General features: G+C 68.9%; 29 protein-coding genes. 18 read left to right on the forward strand and 11 right to left on the reverse strand.

Translation table 11 applies throughout. The features are described from left to right. Positions 1-5 precede the first annotated feature (5 nt). Genes DKG75_RS09710 through DKG75_RS09720 form a run of 3 tightly spaced genes read left to right on the forward strand, consistent with a single transcriptional unit; the run spans position 6 to position 2365 of the window. Complete coding sequence (locus tag DKG75_RS09710; RefSeq protein ID WP_208111975.1) at positions 6-1058, forward strand: MBL fold metallo-hydrolase; 1053 nt, start codon at positions 6-8, stop codon at positions 1056-1058. 39 nt (positions 1059-1097) lie between these two features. Next, a complete protein-coding gene (locus tag DKG75_RS09715) occupies positions 1098-1595 on the forward strand; it encodes a MarR family winged helix-turn-helix transcriptional regulator (protein ID WP_109920875.1) in 498 nt (165 codons plus the stop codon). Beyond that, positions 1592-2365 carry an enoyl-CoA hydratase gene (locus tag DKG75_RS09720; RefSeq protein ID WP_109920876.1) on the forward strand — a complete coding sequence of 258 codons (774 nt, stop codon included), beginning with the start codon at positions 1592-1594 and terminating at the stop codon, positions 2363-2365. The genes DKG75_RS09715 and DKG75_RS09720 overlap by 4 nt, the downstream gene beginning before the upstream one ends. A 46-nt stretch (positions 2366-2411) precedes the next feature. On the opposite strand, the gene DKG75_RS09725 is transcribed toward DKG75_RS09720, so the two are convergent. Beyond that, a complete protein-coding gene (locus DKG75_RS09725) occupies positions 2412-2657 on the reverse strand; it encodes a DUF3297 family protein (protein ID WP_109920877.1) in 246 nt (81 codons plus the stop codon). A gap of 142 nt (positions 2658-2799) precedes the next feature. Between DKG75_RS09725 and DKG75_RS23480 the strand changes: the two genes are divergently transcribed. From DKG75_RS23480 to DKG75_RS09740, 3 genes are all read left to right on the forward strand, one after another. Beyond that, positions 2800-3849 carry an SHOCT domain-containing protein gene (locus DKG75_RS23480; RefSeq protein WP_109920878.1) on the forward strand — a complete coding sequence of 350 codons (1050 nt, stop codon included), beginning with the start codon at positions 2800-2802 and terminating at the stop codon, positions 3847-3849. Between the two features lie 186 nt (positions 3850-4035). Then, the gene (rpmE, locus tag DKG75_RS09735) at positions 4036-4260 is read left to right on the forward strand and encodes a 50S ribosomal protein L31 (RefSeq protein WP_109920879.1); all 225 of its coding nucleotides are present in this window, start codon (positions 4036-4038) and stop codon (positions 4258-4260) included. A gap of 192 nt (positions 4261-4452) precedes the next feature. Continuing rightward, positions 4453-4923: an Hsp20 family protein gene (locus tag DKG75_RS09740; RefSeq protein WP_109920880.1), complete on the forward strand. Its 471-nt coding sequence runs from the start codon at positions 4453-4455 to the stop codon at positions 4921-4923. Between the two features lie 142 nt (positions 4924-5065). Here DKG75_RS09740 and DKG75_RS09745 read toward each other — a convergent pair whose 3' ends face one another. Further along, complete coding sequence (locus DKG75_RS09745; RefSeq protein ID WP_109920881.1) at positions 5066-5260, reverse strand: DUF1192 domain-containing protein; 195 nt, start codon at positions 5258-5260, stop codon at positions 5066-5068. A gap of 56 nt (positions 5261-5316) precedes the next feature. Here DKG75_RS09745 and DKG75_RS09750 point away from each other — a divergent pair, with 56 nt between their 5' ends. After that, on the forward strand, positions 5317-6318 hold the full coding sequence (locus tag DKG75_RS09750) for an NAD(P)H-quinone oxidoreductase (protein WP_109920882.1): 1002 nt from the start codon (positions 5317-5319) through the stop codon (positions 6316-6318). A gap of 111 nt (positions 6319-6429) precedes the next feature. Then, positions 6430-7080 (forward strand): DUF1013 domain-containing protein, encoded by a 651-nt coding sequence (locus DKG75_RS09755; RefSeq protein ID WP_109920883.1) that lies wholly within the window; start codon positions 6430-6432, stop codon positions 7078-7080. A 3-nt stretch (positions 7081-7083) separates the two neighbouring features. Here DKG75_RS09755 and DKG75_RS09760 read toward each other — a convergent pair whose 3' ends face one another. Beyond that, a complete protein-coding gene (locus DKG75_RS09760; protein WP_109920884.1) occupies positions 7084-7962 on the reverse strand; it encodes a LysR family transcriptional regulator in 879 nt (292 codons plus the stop codon). Positions 7963-8054: 92 nt separating this feature from the next. Between DKG75_RS09760 and DKG75_RS09765 the strand changes: the two genes are divergently transcribed. After that, positions 8055-8480: a CidA/LrgA family protein gene (locus tag DKG75_RS09765; protein ID WP_243746468.1), complete on the forward strand. Its 426-nt coding sequence runs from the start codon at positions 8055-8057 to the stop codon at positions 8478-8480. After that, positions 8470-9159: an LrgB family protein gene (locus DKG75_RS09770; RefSeq protein WP_109920885.1), complete on the forward strand. Its 690-nt coding sequence runs from the start codon at positions 8470-8472 to the stop codon at positions 9157-9159. Before DKG75_RS09765 ends, DKG75_RS09770 begins: the two co-directional genes overlap by 11 nt. A gap of 10 nt (positions 9160-9169) precedes the next feature. Here the strand turns inward: DKG75_RS09770 and DKG75_RS09775 are convergent, their stop codons facing one another. Both DKG75_RS09775 and arfB read right to left on the reverse strand, forming a co-directional pair. Continuing rightward, complete coding sequence (locus DKG75_RS09775) at positions 9170-9760, reverse strand: PadR family transcriptional regulator (RefSeq protein WP_166646377.1); 591 nt, start codon at positions 9758-9760, stop codon at positions 9170-9172. 67 nt (positions 9761-9827) lie between these two features. Continuing rightward, a complete protein-coding gene (gene arfB, locus DKG75_RS09780) occupies positions 9828-10253 on the reverse strand; it encodes an alternative ribosome rescue aminoacyl-tRNA hydrolase ArfB (protein ID WP_109920887.1) in 426 nt (141 codons plus the stop codon). A 120-nt stretch (positions 10254-10373) separates the two neighbouring features. Here arfB and DKG75_RS09785 point away from each other — a divergent pair, with 120 nt between their 5' ends. Next, the gene (locus tag DKG75_RS09785; RefSeq protein WP_109920888.1) at positions 10374-11564 is read left to right on the forward strand and encodes a serine hydrolase; all 1191 of its coding nucleotides are present in this window, start codon (positions 10374-10376) and stop codon (positions 11562-11564) included. A 5-nt stretch (positions 11565-11569) separates the two neighbouring features. Here DKG75_RS09785 and DKG75_RS09790 read toward each other — a convergent pair whose 3' ends face one another. The 5 genes from DKG75_RS09790 to DKG75_RS09810 form a co-directional block, all read right to left on the reverse strand. Then, positions 11570-12742 (reverse strand): BaiN/RdsA family NAD(P)/FAD-dependent oxidoreductase, encoded by a 1173-nt coding sequence (locus DKG75_RS09790; RefSeq protein WP_109920889.1) that lies wholly within the window; start codon positions 12740-12742, stop codon positions 11570-11572. A 96-nt stretch (positions 12743-12838) separates the two neighbouring features. Beyond that, positions 12839-13315, reverse strand: coding sequence for a nuclear transport factor 2 family protein (locus DKG75_RS09795; protein ID WP_109920890.1), 477 nt, complete (start codon positions 13313-13315; stop codon positions 12839-12841). 14 nt (positions 13316-13329) lie between these two features. Beyond that, positions 13330-14112, reverse strand: a complete 783-nt coding sequence (locus DKG75_RS09800) for an SDR family oxidoreductase (protein ID WP_109920891.1) — start codon at positions 14110-14112, stop codon at positions 13330-13332. 19 nt (positions 14113-14131) lie between these two features. Continuing rightward, entirely contained in the window at positions 14132-15286 is a 1155-nt protein-coding gene (locus DKG75_RS09805; protein WP_109920892.1) for a sulfotransferase family protein, read from the reverse strand. A 25-nt stretch (positions 15287-15311) separates the two neighbouring features. After that, entirely contained in the window at positions 15312-16394 is a 1083-nt protein-coding gene (locus tag DKG75_RS09810; protein ID WP_109920893.1) for a DUF1214 domain-containing protein, read from the reverse strand. 127 nt (positions 16395-16521) lie between these two features. On the opposite strand from DKG75_RS09810, the gene DKG75_RS22715 reads away from it, so the two are divergent. Next, complete coding sequence (locus DKG75_RS22715; RefSeq protein WP_166646376.1) at positions 16522-17130, forward strand: TetR/AcrR family transcriptional regulator; 609 nt, start codon at positions 16522-16524, stop codon at positions 17128-17130. 16 nt (positions 17131-17146) lie between these two features. Here the strand turns inward: DKG75_RS22715 and DKG75_RS09825 are convergent, their stop codons facing one another. Next, the gene (locus DKG75_RS09825) at positions 17147-17860 is read right to left on the reverse strand and encodes a TetR/AcrR family transcriptional regulator (RefSeq protein ID WP_166646375.1); all 714 of its coding nucleotides are present in this window, start codon (positions 17858-17860) and stop codon (positions 17147-17149) included. 208 nt (positions 17861-18068) lie between these two features. Here DKG75_RS09825 and DKG75_RS09830 point away from each other — a divergent pair, with 208 nt between their 5' ends. The 6 genes from DKG75_RS09830 (at position 18069) to ftsH (ending at position 24870) form a co-directional block, all read left to right on the forward strand. Then, on the forward strand, positions 18069-18383 hold the full coding sequence (locus DKG75_RS09830) for a chorismate mutase (protein WP_109920895.1): 315 nt from the start codon (positions 18069-18071) through the stop codon (positions 18381-18383). A 157-nt stretch (positions 18384-18540) separates the two neighbouring features. After that, the gene (tolB, locus tag DKG75_RS09835) at positions 18541-19857 is read left to right on the forward strand and encodes a Tol-Pal system beta propeller repeat protein TolB (protein ID WP_109920896.1); all 1317 of its coding nucleotides are present in this window, start codon (positions 18541-18543) and stop codon (positions 19855-19857) included. Between the two features lie 216 nt (positions 19858-20073). Further along, positions 20074-20559 (forward strand): peptidoglycan-associated lipoprotein Pal, encoded by a 486-nt coding sequence (pal, locus tag DKG75_RS09840; protein WP_109920897.1) that lies wholly within the window; start codon positions 20074-20076, stop codon positions 20557-20559. 182 nt (positions 20560-20741) lie between these two features. Next, a complete protein-coding gene (gene ybgF / locus DKG75_RS09845; protein ID WP_109920898.1) occupies positions 20742-21620 on the forward strand; it encodes a tol-pal system protein YbgF in 879 nt (292 codons plus the stop codon). Then, a complete protein-coding gene (tilS, locus tag DKG75_RS09850; RefSeq protein ID WP_166646374.1) occupies positions 21604-22887 on the forward strand; it encodes a tRNA lysidine(34) synthetase TilS in 1284 nt (427 codons plus the stop codon). The genes ybgF and tilS overlap by 17 nt, the downstream gene beginning before the upstream one ends. Positions 22888-22956: 69 nt before the next feature. Next, complete coding sequence (gene ftsH, locus DKG75_RS09855) at positions 22957-24870, forward strand: ATP-dependent zinc metalloprotease FtsH (RefSeq protein WP_109921089.1); 1914 nt, start codon at positions 22957-22959, stop codon at positions 24868-24870. The last annotated feature ends 7 nt before the right edge of the window (positions 24871-24877 follow it).

The raw sequence follows: 24877 nt of genomic DNA on the forward strand, positions 1-24877 counted from the left end.
GCAATGTGGGCAGCCTGACCTTTCCCTTCGACGACAAGCCGGCCCCGGGCGAGGCGATCCCGGTGGCGCCGGGCGTCCTCTGGGTGCGCTTCCCGCTGCCCTTCGCCCTCGACCATATCAATTGCTGGCTGATCGAGGACGGCGACGGCTGGGCCGTGGTCGACACCGGCCTGCGCGGCCCCGAGACCGAGGGCATGTGGCACCGGCTGTTCGACGGCCCGATGCAGGGCCGCCCGGTCACGCGCATCTTCGCCACCCACATGCATCCCGACCATATCGGCCAGGCCGGCTGGCTGGCCCGGCATTTCGGCGCCGACCTGTGGATGACGCGGGAAGAGTTTCTCATCGCCCGCGTGCTCTGCCTCGACGTCCGCGCCGAGCCGCCGGCGGAGGCGGTCGAATTCTACCGCCGCTGCGGCTTTTCGGACGAGATGCTGGCGAATTACCGCAAGCGCGGCTTCGGCAATTTCGCCATGGGCGTCACCGAGATGCCGCTCGGCCATCGCCGCCTTGCCGACGGCGACCGGCTGGAGATCGGCGGCCGGGCGTGGGAGGTGGTGGTCGGCCGCGGCCATTCGCCGGAACACGCCTGCCTCTGGTGCCCTGAACTCGCGCTGCTGATCTCGGGCGATCAGGTGCTGCCGCGGATCTCCTCCAATGTCTCGGTCGGGGTGACCGATCCCGAGGGCGACCCCTTGACCGAATGGCTGGCCTCGCTCGACGATATTCCGCGCCGGGTGCCGGACGATGTCCTCGTCCTGCCCGCCCACAACGAACCCTTCCACGGGCTGCACAGCCGCCTGCAGCGCCTGACCCAGGGCCACGAACGGCGTCTCGACGTGATCATGGAAGCCCTGGACCAGCCGCGTCACGCCATCGACCTGATGGGTCCGATGTTCCGTCGCAAGCTCGAAGGCAGCGACCTCCTGCTGGCGGTCGGGGAAGGGCTCGCCCATCTCCACTGCCTGCGCACCCGGGGCCTGATCGCGCGGGAGGAGGGGGCGGGCGGCGTCCACTACTGGCGCCGGCTGGTAGAGGCGCGGGATGCGGCCGAATAATACTTCACATGTGAAGTAGTTCCGGCTAGGGTGCAGGCCATGACGACGCCCGCACCCCGCCTGTTCTACCTGCTGAACCGCGCCCGCCACGCCTTGTTCAAGGCGGCGGACGCCGTCCTCCTGGAACGGCTGGATATCACCGGGGCCCAGCTCGGTGCCCTGTTCGTGCTGGGCGAGACGCCGGACTGCACGCCGGGCGACCTGGCCGAGCGGCTGGACCTCAATGCCTCCGCCGTCACCGGCCTCGCCGAGCGGCTGGAACGGGCGGGGTTCATCGCCCGCCGCCCCCATGACGACGACCGCCGCGTCACCCTGCTGTCGCTGACGGACGCCGGGCGCGAGCGGGTGCGCGCCTCGAAGCCGCTGATGGCCGAGGTCAACCGCCGCATCGTCGAGGGTTACAGCGCCGAGGACGTGGCCCTGATCGCCCGTTTCCTCGATACCACCGCGCAACGTTTCGCTCCCCCACGCAAAGGATTGGCCGCGCGGGTGCCCGAAAAGCCAGAGACCGAAAAGAAGAGGAGAGTTACGCCATGACCGATCTGGTGCTGACCGAGGTCCGCGACGGGATCATGACCGTCACCATGAACCGGGCGGACAAGAAGAATGCCATCACCCTGGCGATGTATGACGGCATCGTCGGCGCCCTGGCGCAGGCGGCGGCGGACACCACGGTCCGCGTCGTCGTGCTGACCGGGGCGGGCACGGCCTTCACCGCCGGCAACGACCTGGTCGATTTCATGCAGAACCCGCCGGACCTGAACGGGGAATCGCCGGTCTCGCGCTTCCTGGCCGCGATCTCGACCTTCCCGAAGATCCTGATCGCCGCGGTCAACGGCGTCGCGGTCGGGGTCGGCACCACCTTGCTGCTGCACTGCGACCTGGTCTATGCCGCCGATACGGCGCGCTTCTCGCTGCCGTTCACGGCGCTCGGCCTCGTGCCCGAGGCGGCGTCCAGCCTCCTGGTGCCGGCCATGATCGGCCACCGCAAGGCGGCGGAGCTTTTCCTGTTCGGCGATCAGTTCGATGCGGCGCGGGCGGCGGACCTCGGCTTCGTGAACGAAGTGGTGCCGGCGGCCGATCTCGCCGGCCATGTCGCGGCCAAGGCGGCGCGGCTGACCGCGCTTTCGCCCTCGGCGCTGCGCCTGACCAAGCAATTGATGAAGTCGCAGACCCCGGCCGTCGCCGGGCGGATGAAGGAAGAGGGCGCGATCTTCGGCGAACTGCTGCGCGGCCCCGAGGTGGCGGAGGCGATCGGCGCCTTCTTCGAAAAGCGGAAGCCCGACTTCTCGCAATTCGCGGCCTGATGCCGCCGGCGTCTCCCCGGGATGCGGGGAGACGCCGGGGGACGACTTATTCCGCGTCGTCGCGCAGATAGGGCTCGACCGGGCCCTTCAGCAGGATGGTCAGGGGATTGCCGTTGCGGTCGCGGGCAGTGCCGGCGGCGACCCGGATCCAGCCTTCCGAGACGCAATATTCGTCGACATTGGTCTTTTCCTGGCCCTTGAAGCGGATGCCGATGCCGCGCTTCAGCAGGTCTTCGTTGTAGTGGGGGCTTTTCGGGTTGGTGGAAAGCCGGTCGGGCAGGCTGTCGCTCATGGGTCGGACCATCGTCGCTTGTCGAAAGATGGCGCAGTAATAGCCGCCGCCGGCCGCGCTGCCAACTGCGGGCGAGTTTTCTCGCCTTTGTCATCAAATAGGCTCAGGGTGGGGACCTGCGTTCTTCCCCATAGGTCATTCGATGCGACAGCTTTCCCCCGACGGCCAGCAGGCCGTGAACGACATCGCGCGCCGCCACGGCTTCAGCCCGGATGCCGTCGCCAGCATGCTGAACAGCGTGATCAACGGCAACGGCGGCATGGCCCAGTTCAACCACCCGGAATTCGCCGGTTCCGGCCAATGGATGCGCGGCGGCATGATCATGCTGTCGGACATGTTCAACAACAACCTGAAGGCCCGGGTCGATTCCCTGGCCTACGAACTGGCCGATCTCGTCGCCAGCCAGCCCGGCCTGATCGCCACCGGCAGCTTCCAGTCCCAAACCCAGGGCTATCAGGGCCAGGGCTACCAGAATCAGGGCTATCAGGGCCAGCCCCAGGGGCCCGGCGTCCAGGGCACCGGCTTTGCCGGCGCCGTCAGCCTGTTCGTGCCGCCGCCGCCCGGCCAGGGGGCGAACTGGTGGCCGGACGGGATCGGCATGCCCGACAGCACGGGCGCGCAGAACAATGTGCGCTATGCCTGGTTTTCCGGCGCGCACCGCCTGGCGATCGACGTCAACGGCACGGTCACGCTCTACGACACGCTGGACCACTGGATCGGCGGCTTCTCGCAGCAGCAGTCCCTGGGCGGCAGCCTGTCCTTCTCCAGCCAATACGGCCTGATCGATGTCGCCAGCCTGCCCGTGATCTCGGTGAACGGCCAGCCGCCGGCGCCCCCGCCGGCTGCTGCCCCGCCGGCTGCTGCCCCGCCGGCTGCTGCCCCGCCGGCTGCTGCCCCGCCGGCTGCTGCCCCGCCGGTTGCTGCCCCGCCGGTTGCTGCCCCGCCGGTCGTTGCCCCGCCGATTGCTGTCCCGCCGGTCGAGCTCCCACCGGTCGAGCCCCCGCCGGCGGTGCCGGTGACCGTTTTTGCCGAGCCCGCCCCGGTGCCGGCCCCCATACCCGCCCCGGCGCCCACGGCCGGCGGGCTGGATATTTTCGGGGCGATCGAGAAGCTGGCCGATCTCAAGGCGCGGGGCATCCTGTCCGAGGCCGAATTCGCCGCCAAGAAGGCCGAGCTTCTAGGGCGGCTCTGATCCGGCGGCCGGATGGTGTCCGGGGCCCGATGGCGCCCCGGGACCTGATAGCGCCTGGGGCCTGATAGCGATTGCCTTCACCGGCCTTTTGCGATACCAACGCGGCTTCCCGACGCACTGTCGATACGGCTTTACCCATGGCCGGCGGCCCAGGACCCCAGGGCACCGTGGTCAAGGAGCGAGAAGATGAAGCAAGGCATTCACCCCGACTATCACGTCATCACGGTCGAAATGACCGATGGCACGGTGTTCAAGACCCGCTCCACCTGGGGCAAGGAAGGCGATGTCCTGAAGCTGGACATCGACAAGAGCTCGCACCCGGCCTGGACCGGCGGCCAGCAGCGCATCCTCGACACCGGCGGCATGGTCGCCCGCTTCAACAAGCGCTTCTCGAAGTTCGGCCTGAAGTAAGACTTCCGGCCTCGGATCCGAAAGGGCGGCCCCATGGGGTCGCCCTTTTTGCTTTCCGGCCCTCTTGAAGGGCCCGGCGCGCGCACCCAAATGGATCTTGCCGGAGGCCCGAACGGGGTCCGGCCCGTGGTCCCGCCCGCATGGGGGGATCGCCGCACGATCCAACTCGCCATTGCTCACCGGAGAATCGCGATGCGCTCTGCCTTTGATTTCTCGCCCCTGATGCGTTCCACCATCGGTTTCGACCGCGTGTCCCGCCTGCTGGACGCCGCGGCCCGCGTCGACGAGGCGAATGCCGCCTATCCGCCCTACAACATCGAAAAGTCGGGCGACGACAAATACCGCATCACCATGGCCGTCGCCGGCTTCGCGCCCGAGCAGCTTGAGGTCACGGTGAAGGAAAACGTCCTCCTGATCGCCGGCAAGGCGCGCGAGGACCAGGCGGAAGCCCAGTACCTCCACCGCGGCATCGCCGCCCGCGCCTTCGAGCGCCGCTTCGAACTGGCCGAGACCATCAAGGTGGTGAATGCCGCCTTCGAGAACGGCCTCCTCCATGTCGAACTGGTGCGCGAAGTGCCGGAAGCGAAGAAGCCGCGCCAGATCGCGATCGATACCCGCGCCGCCGCCCGGGCGCCGCAGATCGAGCACCAGGCTGCCGCGTAAGGTCCTGAAAAGACGACGGGCTACCCGATGGGTAGCCCGTTCTTTTGTGATGCCGTCCCTGTAAGACTTGCATGGGGATCATGCGCATCCGCATGGCCTGCGTCAACCCGCCACGGGGCCGGTGAAACGAGATTCTTATTCTTCAGCGCTTGAAAAAGGTGTCTGCCGCATCGCGGCTCGCCTTCTTCTTCGCGATCGCCGCCTCGCAGCGGGCGATCTCGGCTCGGGCGGAGGCGATGCGCGCCTCGATATCCTCGATCGACAGCGAATCGAGGGCGAGCGCCTCGACCTCCACCGCCGCCTTGGGCCGGGGCCGGTCTTCCATGTCGAACGCCATTCTTGCCTCGCCTTGCATCCTCGCCTAACCAGGGAAGGATAACACCGGAGAGCGCGATGAGCCCCACCATCCCCGAGACCATGACCGCCATCGCCATCACCGCCCCCGGCGGGCCCGAGGTGCTGCAACCGGTGCGCCTGCCGGTGCCGGTGCCCGGCCCCGGCGAAGTGCTGATCCGGCTGGAAGCGGCGGGGATCAACCGGCCGGATGTCTTCCAGCGCCTCGGCCTCTACCCGCCGCCGCCCGGCGCGCCCGAGACCCCGGGCCTCGAAGGGGCGGGGACGGTGGCGGCGCTCGGCCCGGAGGTCGGGGGCCTTGCGGTCGGCGACCGGGTGACGGCGCTGCTCGCCGGCGGCGGCTATGCCGAATATGCGCTGGCGCCGGCATCCCTGTGCCTGCCGGTGCCCGACGGCCTGTCGATGGTCGAGGCGGCGGCCCTGCCCGAGACTTTCTTCACCGTCTGGACCAATGTCTTCGAGCGCGGCGCGCTGAAGCCGGGCGAGCGGTTCCTGGTCCACGGCGGCGCCAGCGGCATCGGCACCACCGCGATCCAGCTGGCGGCGGCGCTGCGCGCCACCGTCTTCACCACGGTCGGCGGCGGCGCCAAGGTGGCGCCGCTGAAGGCCCTGGGGGCGCAGCGCGTGATCGACTACGAGACCGAGGATTTCGTCGAGGTGATCAAGGCCGAGACGGGCAAGAAGGGCGTCGACGTCGTGCTCGACATGGTCGGCGGCGACTATGTCCAGCGCAACATCAACTGCATGGCCGTGGGCGGCCGGCTGGTCTATATCGCCTTCCTCAAGGGCGCGCAGGTCGAGGTCAACCTGATGAACCTGATGCTGAAGCGCCTGACCGTCACCGGCTCGACCCTGCGCATCCGCCCGGTCGCGGAAAAGGCGGCGATCGCGGCGGCGCTGCGCGAGACCGTCTGGCCCCTGCTGGCGGCGGGGAAAATCCGCCCGGTGATCGATCGCACCTTCCCCCTGGCCGACGCCGCCGGGGCCCACACCCGCATGGACGACCGCGGCCACCTGGGCAAGATCGTGCTGACGATTTGACGTGGCGGCATTTGACGGGGCCGACTCGGGTGTCTATATAGCCCTATCGCTAAATGCCATGACCATGGCGGCGGCAGGCCTCCCGGCCGGTCGCAACGGTGGAGGATTGACATGCCCCTTCCCTTGATGCCCAAGGCCACAGCCGTGTGGCTGGTGGAAAATACCGCGCTGACCTTCGATCAGATCGCGCGGTTCTGCGGCCTGCATCCGCTGGAAGTGAAGGGCATTGCCGACGGCGAAGTGTTCCAGGGCATCGTCGGTCTCGATCCCGTCGCCCATGGCCAGCTGACCCAGGCCGAGTTGGACAAGGCCCAGGGCAATCCGCGCTACGACATGAAGGTTTCCGAATCGACCAACCCGCCGCCGCGCACCCGCTCCAAGGGGCCGCGCTATACCCCGGTGTCGCGTCGCCAGGACCGGCCGGACGCGATCGCCTGGCTGCTGCGCAATCATCCGGAACTCTCGGACGCCCAGCTCTGCCGCCTGATCGGCACCACCAAGCCGACGATCAAGGCCGTGCGCGACCGCAGCCATTGGAACAGCCCCAACATCAAGCCGGTGGACCCGGTGACCCTCGGCCTCTGCACCCAGGTCGAACTCGACCAGGCGGTGCAGAAGGCGGCCGAACGGGTGAAGAGCGAAGCTCCGGACGACGACGAGGATTTCGACGAGTCGACCGCGCCCGAGACCCTGGAAGCCCTGGCCGAAGCCGGCGCGGGCGAGGGGGAAGCCGAGGGCGAGGACGAGGGCTGGGCCGGCTAATAACTAACCGGCCATGTCGCGGGCCAGGGCCGCCCAGGCCCTGGCCGCATCGGACAGATAGCCGCCCCGGCGCCAGGCCAGCGCCATGTGCCAATCGGTGCCCGGGGCATCGAGGGGCACCAGCCGAACCTCCGGGTGGGGCCGCAGTTCCGCGATCATCCGGGGCAGGAAGGCGCAGCCCAGCCCGCTGGCGACCAGGGCGACGATGAAGGTGATCTGCGCGCTGCGCGCCGCCTCGGTCGGGGTGAAGCCGGCGCGCTGGCAGGCGGCGGCGATGCGGGCGTTCAGCGCGAAGCCTTCCTCGAACAGGATGAAGGGGGTCGGGCGCAGGTCGCCCAGGGTCACCCGGTCACGCCCCGCCAGCGGATGGGCGGCGGGCAGCAGGGCCAGCAGCGGCTCGTGCCGCACCGGCTGGAACTCGAAATCGTCGCCGAGGGGCAGCAGGGTGGCGATCATCTCCACCCCGCCGGCCAGGAGGATTTCCTCCAGCCGTTTCGAGCCGTGCTCGATCAGGCGGATTTCCACCCCCGGATAGCGCTGGCGATAGGCGGCGAACAGCGAGGCGAACAATTCGGCGCTGCCGAGCGGCGGCAGGCCCAGGCGCAATTCGCCCCGGCGCAGGCCGCGCAGGTCGTCGATCTCGCGCAGCATGTCGTCGCGCTCGTTCAGGATCGCCAGCGCCCGCCGGTGCACGATCTCGCCCGCCGCGGTCAGCACCGGGCGATGCCCCGTGCGGTCGAACAGGACGACGCCCAACTCGTCCTCCAACTGCTGGATCGCCTTGCTCACCGTCGGCTGGGTGGCGAAGACCGCCTTGGCCGCGGCGGAAAAACCGCCCTGGCGAACCACTTCGGCCAGGGTGCGCAGGGTACGGAGATGCATCGTCATTCTCTTTCGGAATGAAAAAAATTCTATCAATTCATTTTATCTATGACGGCGCGGCGCCAAAATAAAGTGTCACAAGGATGACGCCGATGGACATGGATACCGCCCCGCATACCCGCTTCCGCCCTCTCACCCGGCTCCGCCGCCTGTGGCGCCGCAGCCGCCTTGCGCAGCTCGGCCTGATCGTGGGCTTCTGGGCGTTCGGCGACGTGGTCGCGCGCTGGTCCGGCCTGCCGGTGCCGGGCGGGGTGATCGGGATGGTGCTGCTGCTGGCCCTGCTGCTCGGCCACGGGCTGGGGCCGGCGTCGATCCGGCGCGGGGCCGATGTCCTGCTCGCCGACATGCTGCTGTTCTTCGTGCCCGCGGTCATGGGACTGCTGGACCACCGGGAATTCCTGGGGGTTCTGGGGCTGAAGCTCTTTGCCGTCATCCTGCTGGGCACGCTGGCGGTGATGGCGGGAACGGCCTTGACCGTCGATCTCGTCCAGCGATTGGTGGCGCGCCATGGCCGCTGACCTGACCCTGCTGTTCTGGCCGGCGGCGACCATCGTCGCCTATCTCGGCTGCCGCGCGCTCTATCGCCGCTGGCCGGGGTGGCATTCGTCGCCCCTGCTGACGACGCCGATCGTCCTCATCCTGCTGGCGGTCGGGTTGCAGGCGTCCTACGGCGACTATCTGCTCGGTACCCATTGGCTGATGGCCATGGTCGGGCCACTGACCGTCGCCTTCGCCCTGCCGATCTACGACCAGCGGGCGGTGATCCGGCGGCATTGGCTGCCGCTGGCGGTCGGGGTCGCGGTCGGCAGCCTGATCGCCATCGCCACCGGGTCCGTGCTGGCCCGGCTGCTGGACCTGTCGCCGGAACTGCGGCAGAGCCTGCTGCCCCGGTCCGTCACCATGCCGTTCGCGATGAATGTCTCGGGCCATGTCGGCGGCCTGCCAGAACTGACCGCGGTCTTCGTCATGATCACCGGGATCGTCGGCGCCGCCTTGGGCGACCTGTTGCTGAAAGTCCTGCCGCTGCGCTCCGCCATGGCGCGGGGCGCGCTGTTCGGCATGGGCGCCCATGGCGCCGGCGTCGCCAAGGCGCGGGAGGTCGGAGCGGAGGAGGGCTCCGTCGCCGGCCTCGTCATGATCCTGGCCGGGCTGGCCAATGTCGCCGTCGCCCCGGTCCTGATCATGGCTTTCGCCTGAGCGGGCCCGGTTACAATTTCTCGATCTCGAGGGCGGCGGCATCGATGGCCGCCGCCGCCGCCCGGATCTGCTCCTCGCTCGGGGCGGTGCCGGCCAGTTTCAGGCGCAGCGCCGTCTTCAGGTTTTCCATGGCGCGGATGATCTGGGGCGGCGGGCCGTCGCCGTGGCGCGCCTTCATCTCGGCCATGCGGGCGAAGATGGCGTTGACCGTGCCCTGGTTGGCGGCGAGGAACGCCTTGCCCTCCTCGGTCGCGCCATAGAGCTTGCGGTTGCCGTCGGCCGCCGCGGCGGCGGCATGGCCCAGTTCCTCGAGCAGGGTCAGGGTCGGGTAGACCACCCCGGGGCTCGGCGCATATTGGCCGCCCAGGGCTTCCTCCACCGCCTTGATCACTTCATAGCCGTGGCGCGGCTTGTTCGCGATCAGGCGCAGGATCACCAGCTTCAGGTCGCCGTGATCGAAGACCCGGCGGCCGCGCCGGCCCCCGCCCCCGAACGGCCCGCCGCCGTGATGGCGCTCGTCGAAAAGATCGCGGCCGCGGGCGAAGCGGCGGTCGTCGCGGTCTTGGCACCGGCCCATCCGGTGTTTGTCAAAAGGCATCATCTGTTTCTCCGACATGATTTCGATATGTCGGAAATTAGATATATCTAAAAAGAGTCGAATTCAAGGGTCAATCAGCGCCCGGCTTGCCGCGCCCTTTCTTCACCTCGGACCTGATGCCCTTGGCCTCCAGCCGGCGCTGCTTCGAGGCCAGCGTCGGCCGGGTCGGGCGGCGCTGTGCCGGCGGCACCGCGGCATCGCGGATCAGGTCGATCAGCCGGGCCAGGGCATCGGCGCGGTTGCGCTCCTGGGTGCGATATTGCCGGGCGAAGAGGACGAGCACGCCGTCCTGGGTCAGGCGCCGCCCGGCCAGCGCCATCAGCCGCCGCCGCACGCCTTCGGGCAGCGACGGCGAGCGGGCGACGTCGAAGCGCAGTTCGACCGCCGTCGCCACCTTATTGACGTTCTGCCCGCCCGGGCCCGAAGCCTGGATGAAATTTTCGCTGATCTCGCTGTCGTCGATCGAGATCCGGGGGTCGATGCGGATGAGGGCCATGGCAGAACACTATGAGGATCCTCTCCATCATTTCAAAACGATCACCGAAGGCCCAGCGGATTGTGGCGGAACCCGGCCGGAATGCCCTATTGAAGGTGAAACGGTCTTCCCGAGGGGGCGATGGTTCTTCACCCGCTACTGGTCCGCGCCCTTGCGGTGATGGGGGTATTCATGGTGTCTCTCGGCGCCGCCATGGCGCAGTCGCCCGCCGCCGACGCGGCGCTGCGCCGCCTGTTCGAGGAAGAGCGGGCGAATGACGCCCTCTTCACCGCCGATTTTCTGCAACAGGTGCCGGCGGCGGCGGTCGCCCGCCTGATCGCCGATCTCCGGGCCGGCTACGGCCCCTTCGCCGCGGTCGAATGGACCGAAGGACGGGGGACCATCGTGCTGGAGCGGGGCCGGGTGCCGGTCCAGATCACGCTCGATGACGGCGGCCGGATCGCCGGCCTGTTCTTCGGGCCGCCCCAGGCGGTGGGGGCCGGCCTTGACGATCTTGCGGCGCGGCTGCGGTCGGCGGCGGTCGGCGACCTGTCGATCCTGGTCGTCGTCGACGGCGAGACCCGCCTTGCCGAGGCGGCGGCGCGGCCGATGGCCGTGGGCTCGGCCTTCAAGCTCGTGGTGCTGCGCGCCTATGAGGATGCGGTCGCCGCCGGTGCCCTGGCGCGCGACGGGGTGGTCGGCCTCGAAGCCGGGGATCGTTCCCTGCCCAGCGGCGTCCTGCATCTCCTGCCGCCGGGCACGCCTTTCACGCTGGAGTCCCTGGCCGGGCTGATGATCCGCATCAGCGACAATACCGCCACCGACGCCCTGATCCGCATTGTCGGCCGGGCCGCGTTGGAACGGCTGTCACCGCGCAACCGCCCGTTTCTGACCACCGGGGAATTGTTCCGCCTGGCCGCCGCCGCCGCCGATCGCGAAGCCTATGGCCGGGGCGATGAAGCGGCCAGACGCGCCGTCCTTGCCGCCCTTGCGGCACAGCCCCTGCCGGAGGCCGGCACGATCGGCCAGCGGATCACCTGGCCGGAGGCCGAATGGTTCCTGAGCGCCGAGGATATCTGCACCCTGCTGGGCGGCCTGCGGGCGGCGCCGGCCCTGCGGCACACCTCGGAACCCTTTCTCGCCGCTCTCGGCTGGCCGTCGCTGCTGTACAAGGGCGGGTCGGAGCCCGGGGTGCTCAACCTTTCGGCCCTGGGGCGCAGCCCTGCCGGGCGGCGGGTCTGCGCCGTGATCACCGCCAATGGCCACGGCCGCCAGCCGGACGACACGCTGGCCGGCCTGTTCGCCGACCTGCTGCGGGTGGCCGGGGAATAGGCCGTTCAGGCGGCCTCGCCGGCGGCATGGCCGCTGGACCACGCCCATTGGAAATTATAGCCGCCCAGCCAGCCGGTGACGTCGACCGCCTCGCCGATGGCGTAAAGGCCGGGGACATCGCGGGCCGCCATGGTCTTCGACGACAGGCCGGCGGTATCGATGCCGCCGGCCGCGACCTCGGCCTTGGCGAAGCCTTCGGTGCCGCTCGGGGTGACCCGCCAGGGGCGGAGGCGCTGGACCAGGGCGGCCAGGGCCTTGTCCCCCGTCTCGCCGATCGGGCGGGCAAAGCCGGCGGCCAGCGCCTGGGCGAGGCGGGCGGGCAGGATCTCCGCCAGCACGGTCTTGACCTCGGCGCGGGGGCGCTCGTCCTTCCGCGCCTTGAGGTGGGCGAGCAGGTCGATATCGGGCAGCACGGTCAGGTCGATGCTGCCGCCCGCCGCCCAATAGGACGAGATCTGCAGGATCGCCGGGCCCGAGAGGCCGCGATGGGTGAAGAGCAGGGCTTCGCGGAAGCGCGCCTTGCCGATGGCGGCGGTCGCATCGACGGCGACCCCGGCCAGCGGCGCGGCGAAGGCGAGATCGTCGCCCGCGAGCGTCAGGGGCACCAGGGCCGGGCGCGGCTCGATCACGGCAAGGCCGAAGCGGCGCGCCACCTCATGGGCAAAGCCGGTCGCCCCCATCTTGGGGATCGCGGGGCCGCCGGTGGCCAGCACCAGGCTGCCGGCGACCAGGACCTCGTGTTCGGTGGCGACGCGGAACCGCGTGCCGTCATGGCCGACGTCGGTGATCCGGCGCGACAGGCGGATCTCGGCCCCGGCCGCGGCGCATTCCGCCAGCAGCAGGGCGAGGATCTCCCGGGCCGAACCGTCGCAGAACAATTGCCCGAGGGTCTTCTCGTGATAGGCGATGCCGTGGCGGGCGACCAGGGCGATGAAATCATGCTGGTCGTAGCGTTTCAGCGCCGAGGTGCAGAAATGCGGGTTGGCGGAGAGGAACCGCTCGGGCCGGACGTCCAGATTGGTGAAATTGCAGCGCCCGCCGCCGGAAATCAGGATCTTCGCCCCCGGCCGCGCGGCATGGTCGAGCACCACCACCCGCCGCCCGCGGGCACCCGCGGTCGCGGCGCACATCAGGCCGGCGGCGCCGGCCCCGAGAATGATGACGTCAGCCTGTTCCATGCGGGGGGAGGTAGCGCGCCCGGCCCCCGCGCGCAAGCCCGGCCGTGCCCCGGTACCGGGTTGCCGTTCACGGCCGCATCGCGTTCCGACCGGCGCTCAGGCCCCGGCCTTACCGCCCAGCAGATGGGCGGTGAGGTTGGGGTTCTCGATCTGGTGCACGCGTTCGAACAGGCGGCTGTAGGTCGCCTTGCGGATCAGCCAGCGCCCGTCCTGCTTCACGTATCTGTCGACATAGAAGGAACTGCCCTCGACCACCGTATTGCCGAAGGCGAGGCTCATGGTCCAGTCGATCAGGGTCCAATGGCCGTCCGCCGTATCGTCGTCATGGACCTCGATGATCGGGTGGTGGACGGTGTGGCTGCTGACCAGCTGCGGGTTGAAGGCTTCCTTGATCGCCTGGATCACATTGTCCCGCCCCTCGTATTTGAAGCGGTAGATGCCGCCCTGGTAATCGACCTCGGCATCCGGGGTCAGCAGGGTTTCCAGCAGGGCGAGGTCGCCGGTGTCGATCGCGCGGCAGTATTTGTATTTCAGCTGCTTGATCAGTTCGATGTCTTCGAGGCGCAGGGCCATGGTGTTTCCTCCGGTCAGGCGGGCATGTATTCGCCGCCGTTGACGTCCAGCGTCGCCCCCGTCACCTGCACCGCGTAGTCGGACAGGAGCATGAGGGCGGCGCGGCCGCATTCGTCGTCGGGCGGGATGCGGCCGAGCGCGATGCGCGCCGCGGCTTCGGCGACCGCCTCCTCTTTGGTCCGGCCGGTCGAGAGGGCGCGCCATTCGAAGAACATGTCGGTGGCGGGCCCGCCCAGCCAGCCCATGGTGGTCATGTTGACGCGGATGTTCTTCGGCCCCAGTTCCAGCGCCAATTGGCGGGTGAGGGAGGACAGCGCCCCCTTGGCCAGCACGTAACCGCCCTCGCCCGCCATGGGCTTCCGGTTGGCCATGGTGCCGATATTGACGATGGCGCCCTTGCCCCGGGCCTCGAAGGCCGGCAGCACGGCGCGGGTCATGTTCAGGGCGCCGCCGACGATGACGTCGAAGGCCTGGCGCAGGTCGTCGGCGTCATTGTCGAGCAGGGGCACCATGGGCGGGTGGTAGTAGGCGGAATTGATCAGCCCGTCGATGGTGCCGAAGGCCTCGACGGCACTGGCCGCGACGCGGGCGCAATCCTCCGCCTTGGTGACGTCGCCGAGCACGCCGATGGCCCGGCCGCCCGCCTCGGTCGCCGCCTTGACGACATCGCCCATGACGAAATCCGACCGCGACATGGCGACGACGCGGGCGCCGGCGGCGGCCGCGTCGCGCACCATCTTGGCGCCCATGCCGGGGCCGATGCCGGTGACGATCACCACCTTGTCCTGCAACAGCATGTGTTCCTCCCCCTTGTGGTCAGTTTTTCAGGTAGGCGTCGATATAGAAGGCGAAGTCGCGTTCGAGCCCTTCACGGGTCAGGCCGAATTCCTCCGCCGTATAGTGATGGGCGGGGTGGCGGTCGCGGGCGTTCTGTTCCAGCCAGGCGCGCATCGCCGCCTCTTCCGCAGGCCCGAACGGCAGGCCCAGGGCGGCATAGACGCGCTTCGCCTCGCCCACCGGATCGCGCTGCACATCCTCGTAGCGGGCATCGACGAAACGGTCCGGGTGCCGTTCCCGCAACTCGATCACCGCGGCGAGCGAGCGGCGGAAGCGGGCGACCCAGAACGGGCCGAGGGCGGCGGGATCCAGGCGGTCGGTGTTGGGCCGGGTCAGCGCCGCCGCCATGCTGGCGTAGGAGGGCACGGTCTGCGCCGGGGTGCGGTGGGTCATCACCACCCGGCACGAGGGGAAGACCTTGAACAGGGCGGGCAGGGCGGTCAGGTGGTGGGGCGACTTCAGCAGCCATTTCCGCCCGCGCCGCGCCGGCGCCTGCCATTGCAGGACTTTCAGCCAGGTCTTCAATTCCTCATAGGCCGGGGTCTGGTCGACATCGAGCAGGAAGCGGTCGTAGGACGGCACCTTCAGCATCGTGGTGTAACCGGTCGAGATGAACGAGCGGTCGAGAAGCAGGACATCCTCCTCGTAGCCGACGGGATCGATCGGGTGGATGGCGGCGATCTCGGGCATGGTCGCCAGATAGATCTGCGTCACTTGTTCCGCCGCCTCGATGCGCGGCCGGCTGTCGCCCGGCGCATCGCCGGGGAAGGGCAGGGGGTTCAGCAATTCCCACGAGAAGGTGGAGGTCACTTCGGGCGAACAGGCGAGCAGGCGGTGCAGCATGGTGCTGCCGGTGCGCGGCAGGCCGACGATCTCGGCCAGGACCTCGACCGTCTCATCCCGGATTTCCGGATGATCCTTCAGCAGTTGCACGAGGCGCAGGCGCTCGCCCAGGTATTTGGTCAGATTGGCGGCCTGCATGTAGCCGCCCATTTCCGACAGCTCGCCGTCCCGGTTCAGGGACGAGACCAGGGCATTCAGCGGCTCCAGGAACCAGCGGTCGCCGAAATCCGCAAGGCCGGTTTCCTGTTCGGCCTGGCGCATCAGGGCCTCGGCCGAAAGCGTGCCGGTCATGGCGTTTCTCCTCTTGTCTTTATTTTCAGATCTTGACGATGCGGCAGGCCGGCAGCGGGTGGGAGCGGGCGCCGACCCAGCGCAGCAGGGCGGTGCCGCGATCGTGCCCTGCGGTATCGATCCAGTTGCCGAAGCCGGGATCGCGCGCCGCCACCACCAGGGTTACCGTGCCGTCCGGGTTCGGCCTGGCGCCGTGCTTGTTCACCCAGATGCGGTGGAAGCGGTAGTCGAGGGATTCCATCCACCAGTTGTTCAGCTGGAAGTTCCAATAGGGGCAGTCCGGCACCGGGGTTTCGATCACCCAGGCTTCATCGGGTGCGAGCTGCCAATAGCCGTGCAGGTAGAAGATGTCGGGATCGCCGCCGGCGCGCTGGAACATCTCCTGTCCCCAGTCGGGCAATTCGTTCGGCCGGGTCATGAACAATTCGGTCCACTGCGCAAAGATGAAGGCGGTGCCCATCACCCCCATGGCGGCCTTTTGCAGGGCGTCGTTCAGGGCCGGGGCCTGAAGGGGCGGGGGCGCCTTGGGGCCGCCGAGCCGTTCGATCGTATAGCTGCCGGGCGTCTCGGCCTCGTGGTCCAGATAGGATTGGCGGACGACGAGAAGGGTGGTGTCGGCGGCCATGGGCAGCCAGTTGCCGGGCTTGCGCGTGCTGCTGGCGATGATCTCGAAAGTGCCGTCCGGGCGGATCTCCAGGGTGCTGTCGTTCAACTCGCCGGTCGAGGACATGGTGCCGTCGATCGCATAGCGGTTGGCCTTCGAGCCGATGGAGAAATAGGCGATGGTGCCGCGCCGGCCCCGGATCAGGTAATCCCGGTCGCCGGCGACACTCGCCGAGAGATAGACATTGTCCGGATTGTCCGCCCCGATCTTCACCGTTTCATGGGCGAGGCGGCGCAGGGCCGGGAAATCCGGATCGGCATATTCGACCGAGGCTTCGAGAAAGGCGCGGGTCAGGCGGCTGAGGTAGCGGATGCCCTCGCCCCGGTCGAGCAGCGTGGCGGGGGCGGCGTCGCGGAACAGGATATTGCCGGCCTGGCCGATGGTGCGGCAGAAATCCTGCCACGCCTCGCCGGTCAGGATGCGCTGGCTGGTCGCGTCGTCCATGGGTCCCTCCGCGGCCCGGCCTTGGCGGCCGTGGCGAAAATGGAAAATTTCTGTTTTCCTTGGTCGCAATCATCGCCGGGGCGATGCTGCCGTCAAGGGGAATCTGTGGTGTGTCGGAGGTTCGGGCGTGGCAAGGCGTGACGAGGCGGATCTGCGGGCGGCCATCCTGCAGGCGGCGACGGCGGTCTTTCTGACCGAAGGTTTCTCGGCCGCCTCGGTCGGTACCATCGCCCGGGCGGGCGGGGTCTCGACCAAGACGATCTATCGTTTCTTCGAGACGAAGACCGAGATCCTGGTCGCGGTGATTTCCGGCTTCATGGATATCGTGCTGCCGGGGTTCGATGCCTATGTCGTTGAACGGGCCGAGGACCTGGAGCCGGTGATGAACCGGCTGCTCACCCATACGGCGGTCTATGGCCTGTCCGATGCCGGCCTTGCCGCCAACCGGCTGGCGGTGACCGAAATGATGCGCGTGCCGGAAATGGTGGCGGCCTATTACCGCGAGGGCCACGAGAAGCTGATCGCCGCGGTCGGGCGCTGGCTGGGCCGGCAGGCGGCGGCGGGCCATCTCCGCCTCGACAGGCCGGAGCGGGCCGCGGCCATGCTGCTGTCCATGGCCTATGCCGACCTGACGCGGGAAGCGATGGTGACCGGCGAGCCGCCGGAACCGGAAAAGATCGCCGCCTGGGTGGCGGAGGCGGTGGCGATCTTCCTGCGCGGCGCGGTGCCGCGCTGATCAATCGATGCTGGGATCAGTCGATGCTGGGCGACAGGCTGGGGTCCCAGGGCGCGTCTTCGAGCTGGAGATAGCGGATCATCACCGTCGCCAGTTCGGCGGCGAGATCGTCGTCCGACATGCCCATGGTGCGCTGGTCGGCCAGGGACCGGCTGATCAGGGACGACAGCACCAGTTGCACGGCAAGGTCGATCGGGCCGCCCGGCCGGGCGCGCTCCGCCACTTCCGGGTGCTGGCGGGCGACGTCCAGCAGGCGGTCCAGCAAATGGTCGCGCATCGACGAGAAATAGGTCCAGGCGCCCATGTCGCGCAGCGAGGCGCGCACCACTTCGCGCAGCAGCACCGCATTGGCACTGGCCAGGCGGACCATGACCACCAGCATGCGCCGGACGACGAGGGCGAAGGGCTGGCCGGCGAAGCGTTCGGGCAGCAGCATGGTGTCGAGCAGGGTCCAGGCCCGTTCGGCGAAGCGCTGGGCCAGGGCTTCGAGCAGGGCTTCCTTGTCGGCGAAGCGCTGGTAGAAGGCGCCGGTGGAGCAGCCCGCCCGCTCGGCGATGTCGACGACGCGCATGCGGTCGAAGCCGACCTCGATCATCATGTCGTGGCCGACCTCGAGCAGGCGTTCCAGCTTGTTCCGGCTGCGCGCCTGCGCCGCCGGCTTCAGCACCACGCCCAGGCGGCGGCGGCCCGCGCGCTGGCTGTCGTCGCTGGTGTCGCCGGCCTTGGTCATGCTGCGTTCCGTCACCCTGCGCCTGGCGACGGCGGTCCGTGCTGCGCCCGTATCGTTGCTCACGCTGGTCTGGCCCTGTTTGTCTTTATCGGCAAATGATATTTGCGTTCCGCTTTTCCGGCAAGGCCGGGGCGCTGCGCCATACTTGCGCTTGAGCGCCGTTTCCGCCAGCGTGTCGGCCGGATTTCGGGACAAAAAGGACATAGGCATGGTCGAAGGGGTGGGGGCCGAGGGATCGGCGGGGGTCTTGCCGGAACTTCAGCGCCTGCGCGACAGTATCGACAATATCGATGCCGCCCTGGTTCACCTGCTTGCCGAACGCTTCAAATGCACCCAGGCGGTCGGCGCCCTGAAGGCGCGCCACGAATTGCCCCCGGCCGATCCCCAGCGCGAGGCGGAACAGATCCGCCGCCTGCGCTCGCTGGCCGAATCCGCCCGGCTCGATCCCGAATTCGCCGAGAAATTCCTCAACTTCATCATCGGCGAAGTCATCCGCCACCACCGCGCGATCGCCGGACGCTGAAAGCGAAACCGAGTCGATCCGGCAACAGGCGGGAATTAATCGCTCCCAGGGCGGTGCCGTTGCCGGGCCATGGGTGGCGCCTCGGCCCTGGCTTTGCCATTTTTCGGCCCTAGCTTCCCCCGAGATGATTCGGTGGACTACCGCTACGGACACGAAAATGATCGGGCCATTCGCACGTACTTCCCTGAAGGCTGTGGTCTTGGGCGCCAGTCTGGCGCTTGCCGCGCTGACCGGCACGGCCACTGCCCAGACTACTATCATCCTCGAAGGCGGCACATTGCAGCCGATGCCGATCGCGGTGCCGCGCTTCGCCGGCGGCGACCTCGGCGCCCAGATCGCCCAGGTGATCGCCGCCGACCTCGAACGCTCGGGCCTGTTCCGCCCGGTTCCCGCCGGCAGCCATCCGCAGACGCCGGAACAGATCCAGGCCCAGCCCGCCTTCCCGTCGTGGCGCGGCGCCGGCGCCGAGGCCCTGGTGGCCGGCCGCGTGGTGCCCCAGGGCAACAAGGTGTCGTTCGAATTCCGCCTGTGGGACGTGCAGGCCGAACAGCAGCTGACCGGCACCGCCTTCACCGCCGATGCCGCGAACTGGCGGCGCGTCGCCCATATCATCGCCGACACCATCTACAAGAAGGTGACGGGCGAGGAGGGCTATTTCGATACCCGCATCGTCTATGTCTCGGAATCGGGGCCGAAGAACCGGCGGGTGAAGCGCCTCGCCATCATGGACCAGGACGGCGCGAATCACCGCTTCCTGACCTCCGGCAAGGACCTGGTGATGACGCCGCGCTTCTCCCCGCGCGACCAGACCATCACCTATATGTCCTATTTCAACGACAAGCCGCGGGTCTATCTGTTCAATATCGACAGCGGGCAGCAGGAAGTGCTGGGGGATTTCCCGGGCATGACCTTCGCGCCGCGCTTCTCGCCCGACGGCAATACGGTCGTCATGTCCATGGCGAAGGACGGCAATACCGATATTTTCTCGGTCGACCTGCGCACCCGGCGCATTTCGCGCCTGACCTCGGGCCCGGCGATCGATACTTCGCCCAGCTTCTCGCCGGACGGCAGCCGGATCGTCTACAACTCGGACCAGAGCGGCGGCCAGCAGCTCTACGTCATGAGCGCGTCGGGCGGCGGCGGCAAACGCATATCGTTCGGCGACGGCCGCTATGCAACGCCGGTATGGTCGCCGCGCGGTGACTACATTGCCTTCACCAAGATCAAGGGCGGCCGCTTCTCGATCGGCGTGATGAAACCCGATGGTTCGGGCGAGCGCATCCTGACCGAGAGCTTTCTCGACGAAGGCCCGACCTGGGCCCCGAACGGGCGCGTGATCGCCTTTTTCCGCCAGTCTCCGGGCGCCGCGGGAACGGTGAAGCTCTATACGGTCGACGTCACCGGCCGCAACGAGCGCCTGGTGCCGACGCCGCTGGACGGTTCGGACCCGGCGTGGTCGCCCCTCAATCCGTGAAGTAAAACCGTCGCCTTATTTTCGACAAAGTTGGGCTGGTGTTGCGCTTATGCACTAGAGTGCGGAAAGACGTGGTGGTAACGCTATCCCCGCGTCCTTCCGCGCCCGGCTGCCAGTGGATTTCGCAATTGCGAGATGATAGTTTCCGCAACTAGCGAAACGTCCAAGCCGCTCGGCGCGCACCGACAGCGCTGCACCCTCAGGAGTCCAACTGCTATGCGCTTCACCCATCCCGGTTTCAAGATCGCCGGTATCGTCGCCTCCCTGTTCATCGTCGCTGCCTGCTCGTCGTCGAACACCGATGGCGCCGCAACCACCGGCGGCACGACCACCGGCGGCATCGTCCCGGGCTCGCAGGAAGACCTCGCCGCCACCGCCGGTGACAGCGTGTTCTTTGCGCTCGACCAGTACAACCTGAGCGCCCAGGCCCAGGCCACCCTGCAGGCCCAGGCCGCCTGGCTGGCCAAGTATCCGTCGGTCACCCTGACGGTCGAAGGCCATGCCGACGAGCGCGGCACCCGCGAGTACAACCTCGCCCTCGGCGAGCGTCGTGCCAATTCGGCCCGCGCCTACCTGATCTCGCTGGGCGTCGACGCCAACCGTCTCCAGGTCATCTCCTACGGCAAGGACCGTCCGTTCGCCGTCGGTTCGGACGAGACCGCCTGGGCCCAGAACCGCCGCGCCTTCTCGCGCGTCAACTAATTCGGCGGCCGCTTCCGGCGGCTTTCTGGATTGTGGGGAAGCCCGCTCCGGCTCGGCCGGGGCGGGCTTTTTCATGGCTATCCGGCGGGGCCGCAGCGACATTCTTTCGCCCAGGTTGCCGCTCAATGTAAAATCATGCCGTTGCCGCGCTGTCGGCGTCGTCGAATCGAGGATTTCGCGCAATGCCGTGCCTGTCCCGCTGTGGCCTGTCCCGCCGTGTTTCCCGCCCGCTGCTGGCCCTTGGCGTCGTCATTGCCGCCGGCTGGGGCCTGCCTGCCGCCGCGCAAGGGGCCGCGAACCTGGGCGCGCTGCGGGACAAGGTGCAGGAACTCGCCGCCGCCGCCTCGGACATCCGCCTGGCGCAGAGCACCATGGCGCCGGCCGCTGCAGCCCAGATGGACCTCCGCCTTTCCGCCCTCGAGGAAGAGATCCGCTCCCTCACCGGCCGGATCGAGGAGGCGCAGAATGCCGCCGACCGCAACGACGCCCAGCTCAAGCGCTTCCAGGAAGACGTCGAATTCCGCCTGAACCGGCTGGAACAGGGGGCGGGCACCGCAACCCCGGGCACGGCCCCGCCCGCGGCGGCCCCGGCAACGCCGCCGGCGGCCACCGCCGCGGCGACCCCGGCGCCGGCCGCCCCCGCCCGCGGCAACCCGAGCCCGTCCAATTCGCCGCCGGACGCGCTGGCCGCCTATGACGCCGCCCTCGGCATGCTGCGCCGGGGCGAATACGTCCAGGCCGAGGCGGCGCTGAAAGCCTTCCTCTCGACCTATGGCAGCGACCGCCTTGCCGGCAACGCGCAATATTGGCTGGGCGAGACCTTCTATGCCCGCGGCAATTACGAGGCGGCGGCCCAGGCGTTCCTGACCGGCGTGAAAACCTATCCCGACGGCGCCAAGGCGCCGGACACTTTCCTCAAGCTCGGCATCAGCCTGGTGCAGATGGGGCAGAAGGACAAAGGCTGCCAGGTCCTGCGCGAACTGCCCGGCCGCTATCCCGATGCCGCCGCCACGATCAAGAGCCGGGCGGAACGCGGCCTTCGGGATGGCTCCTGCACCTGACGATGTCCGGGCCCGGGGCTGCGCGGCGCTGGCCGCGCTGGCGCCCGGGAACGACCTTGCCCTCGCCGTCTCCGGCGGGGCCGACAGTCTCGCCCTGCTGCTGATCGCCGAGGATTGGGCGCGGGCGGCCCCGGGCCGCCGCCTTCACGTGCTCACCGTCGACCACGGCTTTCGCCCCGAGGCGGCGGCGGAAGCGGCGGGCGTCGCCGCCCTGGCCCATGCCCGCGGCCATGCGGCGGCGGTGCTTTCCCCCGTCGCCGCCCTGCCGCGCCGGGGGCTGGAGGCGGCCGCCCGCGCCGCGCGCTATGACCTGATGGCCGGCTGGTGCCGGGCGCGGGGCATCGCCTGTCTCGCCACCGGCCATACCGCCGACGATCAGGCCGAAACCCTGCTGCTGCGCCTGCAACGGGGCAGCGGCCTGGACGGGCTCGCCGCCATGGCGCCGGACAGCCGGCGCCTGGGGCTGCGGCTGCTGCGCCCGCTGCTCGGCCTCGACCGGGCGGGGGCGCGGGCCCTGGTCCTGGCCGCCGGCCTGCCGGTGATCGACGATCCGATGAACGAGGACGAGCGTTTCGCCCGCGTGGCCGTGCGCCGGGCGATCGCGGCACTCGGCCTCGATGCGCCGGGGCTCGCCGCCACCGCCGCCCGCCTGGACCGCGACCGCCGGGCGATCGCCGCCGCGGTCGCCGAGCTTGCGGGCGCCGCCGTCGCCCTGTCGCCCTGGGGCACGGCGCGGCTGGCCCGGCCGGCCTTGCGCGGGCGGCCGGCGCCCTTCGTCGAACGCCTGCTGGCCGGCCTCGTCCGCGCCGTCGGCGGCGAGGATCATCCGCCCCGCCGCGACCGGCTGGACCGGCTGGCGGCGCTGCTGGCGGGCGAGGGGCGGTTTCCGGGCGCCACCCTGGGCGGCTGCCGCTTCCTGGCCGGCGAGGAAGCGGTGGCGGTGCTGCGCGAGGCCCGGCACCTCGGCCCCGATCTCGTGCTGCGGGCGGGCGAATCCGGCGTCTGGGACCGCCGGTTCGAGGCGACCGCCGGGCCCGAGGCGGTGACCATCGCCGCCCTCGGCACCTGCAAGCCCGCGGGGCTGCCTTCGCTTTCGTTGGCCGAGCGGCGGGTGCTGCCGGCGGTTTTTCGCGACGGGGCCCTGATTGCCGTGCCCGCCCTTCATTTCGGGACTCCCCTGGCTGCCGAACTTCGCTATTGTGGCGCCAACGTGCTGGTGCCGGACGGCTGGCAGGGAGTTGTTTACCGGCAAAGGCACACTATTTAGAACAGGCATAAGGAATCACCGCCTGTTTAGGACGGTTCGCCGGCGTGGGCCGGCTGAAAGGTAATGCACGTGAATTTGCCCGGCCGAAATCTCGCCCTTTGGGTCGTCATCGCGCTGCTGCTGATCGCGCTCTTCAACTTTTTCCAGAGTTCGTCGGGACGCAAGCCCGGGACGGAAATGTCCTATTCGAACTTCGTGAACGAAGTCGAGGCCGGCCGCGTCACGGACGTGAAGATCCAGGGCGACACGGTCGTCCTGCACCTCGCCGACGGCAACGAGCGCTACACGATCGCCCCCTCGGACCCGCAGATGGTGCAGCGCCTGCTCGACAAGGGCGTGAACGTCGTCTCCGTCACCCAGGACAAGGGCGGCCCGACCCTGGTCGACATCCTGATTTCCTGGTTCCCGATGCTGCTGCTGATCGGCGTCTGGATCTTCTTCATGCGCCAGATGCAGTCCGGCGGCGGCAAGGCCATGGGCTTCGGCAAGTCCAAGGCCCGCCTGCTGACCGAGCGCCACGGCCGCGTCACCTTCGACGATGTCGCCGGCATCGACGAGGCCAAGGAAGAACTGGAAGAAATCGTCGACTTCCTGAAGGACCCGCAGAAGTTCCAGCGCCTGGGCGGCCGCATCCCCAAGGGCGCGCTGCTGGTCGGCCCGCCGGGCACCGGCAAGACCCTGCTGGCACGCGCCATCGCGGGCGAGGCCAATGTGCCCTTCTTCACCATTTCCGGTTCCGACTTCGTTGAAATGTTCGTCGGCGTCGGCGCCTCCCGCGTGCGCGACATGTTCGAGCAGGCGAAAAAGAATGCGCCCTGCATCATCTTCATCGACGAAATCGATGCGGTCGGCCGTCATCGCGGCGCCGGTCTCGGCGGCGGCAACGACGAGCGCGAGCAGACCCTGAACCAGCTCCTGGTCGAGATGGACGGCTTCGAGGCCAACGAGGGCGTGATCCTGGTCGCCGCCACCAACCGCCCGGACGTGCTCGACCCCGCGCTGCTGCGCCCCGGCCGCTTCGACCGTCAGGTCGTGGTGCCGAACCCGGATATCGCCGGCCGCGAGAAGATCCTGAAGGTCCATATGCGGAAAGTGCCCGTGGGCGCCGATGTCGATGCCAAGGTCATCGCCCGCGGCACCCCCGGCTTCTCCGGCGCCGACCTCGCCAACCTCGTCAACGAGGCGGCGCTGCTGGCCGCGCGCAAGGGCCGCCGCATCGTCTCCATGGCGGAATTCGAAGCCGCCAAGGACAAGGTCATGATGGGCGCCGAGCGCCGCTCCATGGCCATGACGGAACAGGAGCGCAAGCTCACCGCCTATCACGAGGCGGGCCATGCCCTGGTCGCCCTGCTGTCGCCGAACCATGACCCGCTACACAAGGTGACGATCATCCCGCGCGGCCGGGCGCTCGGCGTCACCATGTCCCTGCCGGAGCGCGACCGCTACGGCTGGTCGAAGAAGGAACTCAGCTCGCGTCTCGCCATGATGTTCGGCGGCCGCGTGGCGGAAGAACAGGTCTTCGGGCCGGAAAACGTGACCACCGGCGCCTCGGACGATATCCGCCAGGCGACCAATCTGGCGCGCCGCATGGTCACGGAATGGGGCATGTCGGACAAGCTCGGCCGGCTGCGCTATTCCGAGAACGAGGAGGAAGTCTTCCTCGGCCATTCGGTGACCCAGCGGAAGAATGTCTCGGACGCCACCGCCCATCTGATCGACGAGGAAGTCCGCCGCCTGATCGACGAGGCGGAGACCTTCACCCGCAGCCTGCTGTCCACCCATGCGGACCAGCTGGAGATCATCGCCAAGGGCCTGCTGGAATACGAGACCCTGTCGGGCGACGAGGTCCGGGCCCTGCTGCGCGGCGAGACGATCTATCGCGAATCCTCGTCCAGCGAACCGCCGGCCGATGTCGGCACCGGTTCGGCGGTGCCGCCCACCGGCAAGCCCGGCATCCGGCCGGAGCCGGCGCCCGGCGCCTGAACACCCC

Source organism: Zavarzinia compransoris (assembly GCF_003173055.1).
Lineage (GTDB): Bacteria > Pseudomonadota > Alphaproteobacteria > Zavarziniales > Zavarziniaceae > Zavarzinia > Zavarzinia compransoris.

What these genes read in the sequence shown, in the direction of transcription:
- DKG75_RS09715 (WP_109920875.1), top strand. Translation starts at nt 1,098, where the DNA reads ATGACGACGCCCGCACCCCGCCTGTTCTACCTGCTGAACCGCGCCCGC.
- DKG75_RS09720 (WP_109920876.1), top strand. Translation starts at nt 1,592, where the DNA reads ATGACCGATCTGGTGCTGACCGAGGTCCGCGACGGGATCATGACCGTC.
- DKG75_RS09725 (WP_109920877.1), bottom strand. Translation starts at nt 2,657, where the DNA reads ATGAGCGACAGCCTGCCCGACCGGCTTTCCACCAACCCGAAAAGCCCC.
- DKG75_RS23480 (WP_109920878.1), top strand. Translation starts at nt 2,800, where the DNA reads ATGCGACAGCTTTCCCCCGACGGCCAGCAGGCCGTGAACGACATCGCG.
- rpmE (WP_109920879.1), top strand. Translation starts at nt 4,036, where the DNA reads ATGAAGCAAGGCATTCACCCCGACTATCACGTCATCACGGTCGAAATG.
- DKG75_RS09740 (WP_109920880.1), top strand. Translation starts at nt 4,453, where the DNA reads ATGCGCTCTGCCTTTGATTTCTCGCCCCTGATGCGTTCCACCATCGGT.
- DKG75_RS09745 (WP_109920881.1), bottom strand. Translation starts at nt 5,260, where the DNA reads ATGGCGTTCGACATGGAAGACCGGCCCCGGCCCAAGGCGGCGGTGGAG.
- DKG75_RS09750 (WP_109920882.1), top strand. Translation starts at nt 5,317, where the DNA reads ATGAGCCCCACCATCCCCGAGACCATGACCGCCATCGCCATCACCGCC.
- DKG75_RS09755 (WP_109920883.1), top strand. Translation starts at nt 6,430, where the DNA reads ATGCCCCTTCCCTTGATGCCCAAGGCCACAGCCGTGTGGCTGGTGGAA.
- DKG75_RS09760 (WP_109920884.1), bottom strand. Translation starts at nt 7,962, where the DNA reads ATGCATCTCCGTACCCTGCGCACCCTGGCCGAAGTGGTTCGCCAGGGC.
- DKG75_RS09765 (WP_243746468.1), top strand. Translation starts at nt 8,055, where the DNA reads ATGGACATGGATACCGCCCCGCATACCCGCTTCCGCCCTCTCACCCGG.
- DKG75_RS09770 (WP_109920885.1), top strand. Translation starts at nt 8,470, where the DNA reads ATGGCCGCTGACCTGACCCTGCTGTTCTGGCCGGCGGCGACCATCGTC.
- DKG75_RS09775 (WP_166646377.1), bottom strand. Translation starts at nt 9,760, where the DNA reads ATGATGCCTTTTGACAAACACCGGATGGGCCGGTGCCAAGACCGCGAC.
- arfB (WP_109920887.1), bottom strand. Translation starts at nt 10,253, where the DNA reads ATGGCCCTCATCCGCATCGACCCCCGGATCTCGATCGACGACAGCGAG.
- DKG75_RS09785 (WP_109920888.1), top strand. Translation starts at nt 10,374, where the DNA reads ATGGTTCTTCACCCGCTACTGGTCCGCGCCCTTGCGGTGATGGGGGTA.
- DKG75_RS09790 (WP_109920889.1), bottom strand. Translation starts at nt 12,742, where the DNA reads ATGGAACAGGCTGACGTCATCATTCTCGGGGCCGGCGCCGCCGGCCTG.
- DKG75_RS09795 (WP_109920890.1), bottom strand. Translation starts at nt 13,315, where the DNA reads ATGGCCCTGCGCCTCGAAGACATCGAACTGATCAAGCAGCTGAAATAC.
- DKG75_RS09800 (WP_109920891.1), bottom strand. Translation starts at nt 14,112, where the DNA reads ATGCTGTTGCAGGACAAGGTGGTGATCGTCACCGGCATCGGCCCCGGC.
- DKG75_RS09805 (WP_109920892.1), bottom strand. Translation starts at nt 15,286, where the DNA reads ATGACCGGCACGCTTTCGGCCGAGGCCCTGATGCGCCAGGCCGAACAG.
- DKG75_RS09810 (WP_109920893.1), bottom strand. Translation starts at nt 16,394, where the DNA reads ATGGACGACGCGACCAGCCAGCGCATCCTGACCGGCGAGGCGTGGCAG.
- DKG75_RS09825 (WP_166646375.1), bottom strand. Translation starts at nt 17,860, where the DNA reads ATGACCAAGGCCGGCGACACCAGCGACGACAGCCAGCGCGCGGGCCGC.
- DKG75_RS09830 (WP_109920895.1), top strand. Translation starts at nt 18,069, where the DNA reads ATGGTCGAAGGGGTGGGGGCCGAGGGATCGGCGGGGGTCTTGCCGGAA.
- tolB (WP_109920896.1), top strand. Translation starts at nt 18,541, where the DNA reads ATGATCGGGCCATTCGCACGTACTTCCCTGAAGGCTGTGGTCTTGGGC.
- pal (WP_109920897.1), top strand. Translation starts at nt 20,074, where the DNA reads ATGCGCTTCACCCATCCCGGTTTCAAGATCGCCGGTATCGTCGCCTCC.
- ybgF (WP_109920898.1), top strand. Translation starts at nt 20,742, where the DNA reads ATGCCGTGCCTGTCCCGCTGTGGCCTGTCCCGCCGTGTTTCCCGCCCG.
- tilS (WP_166646374.1), top strand. Translation starts at nt 21,604, where the DNA reads ATGGCTCCTGCACCTGACGATGTCCGGGCCCGGGGCTGCGCGGCGCTG.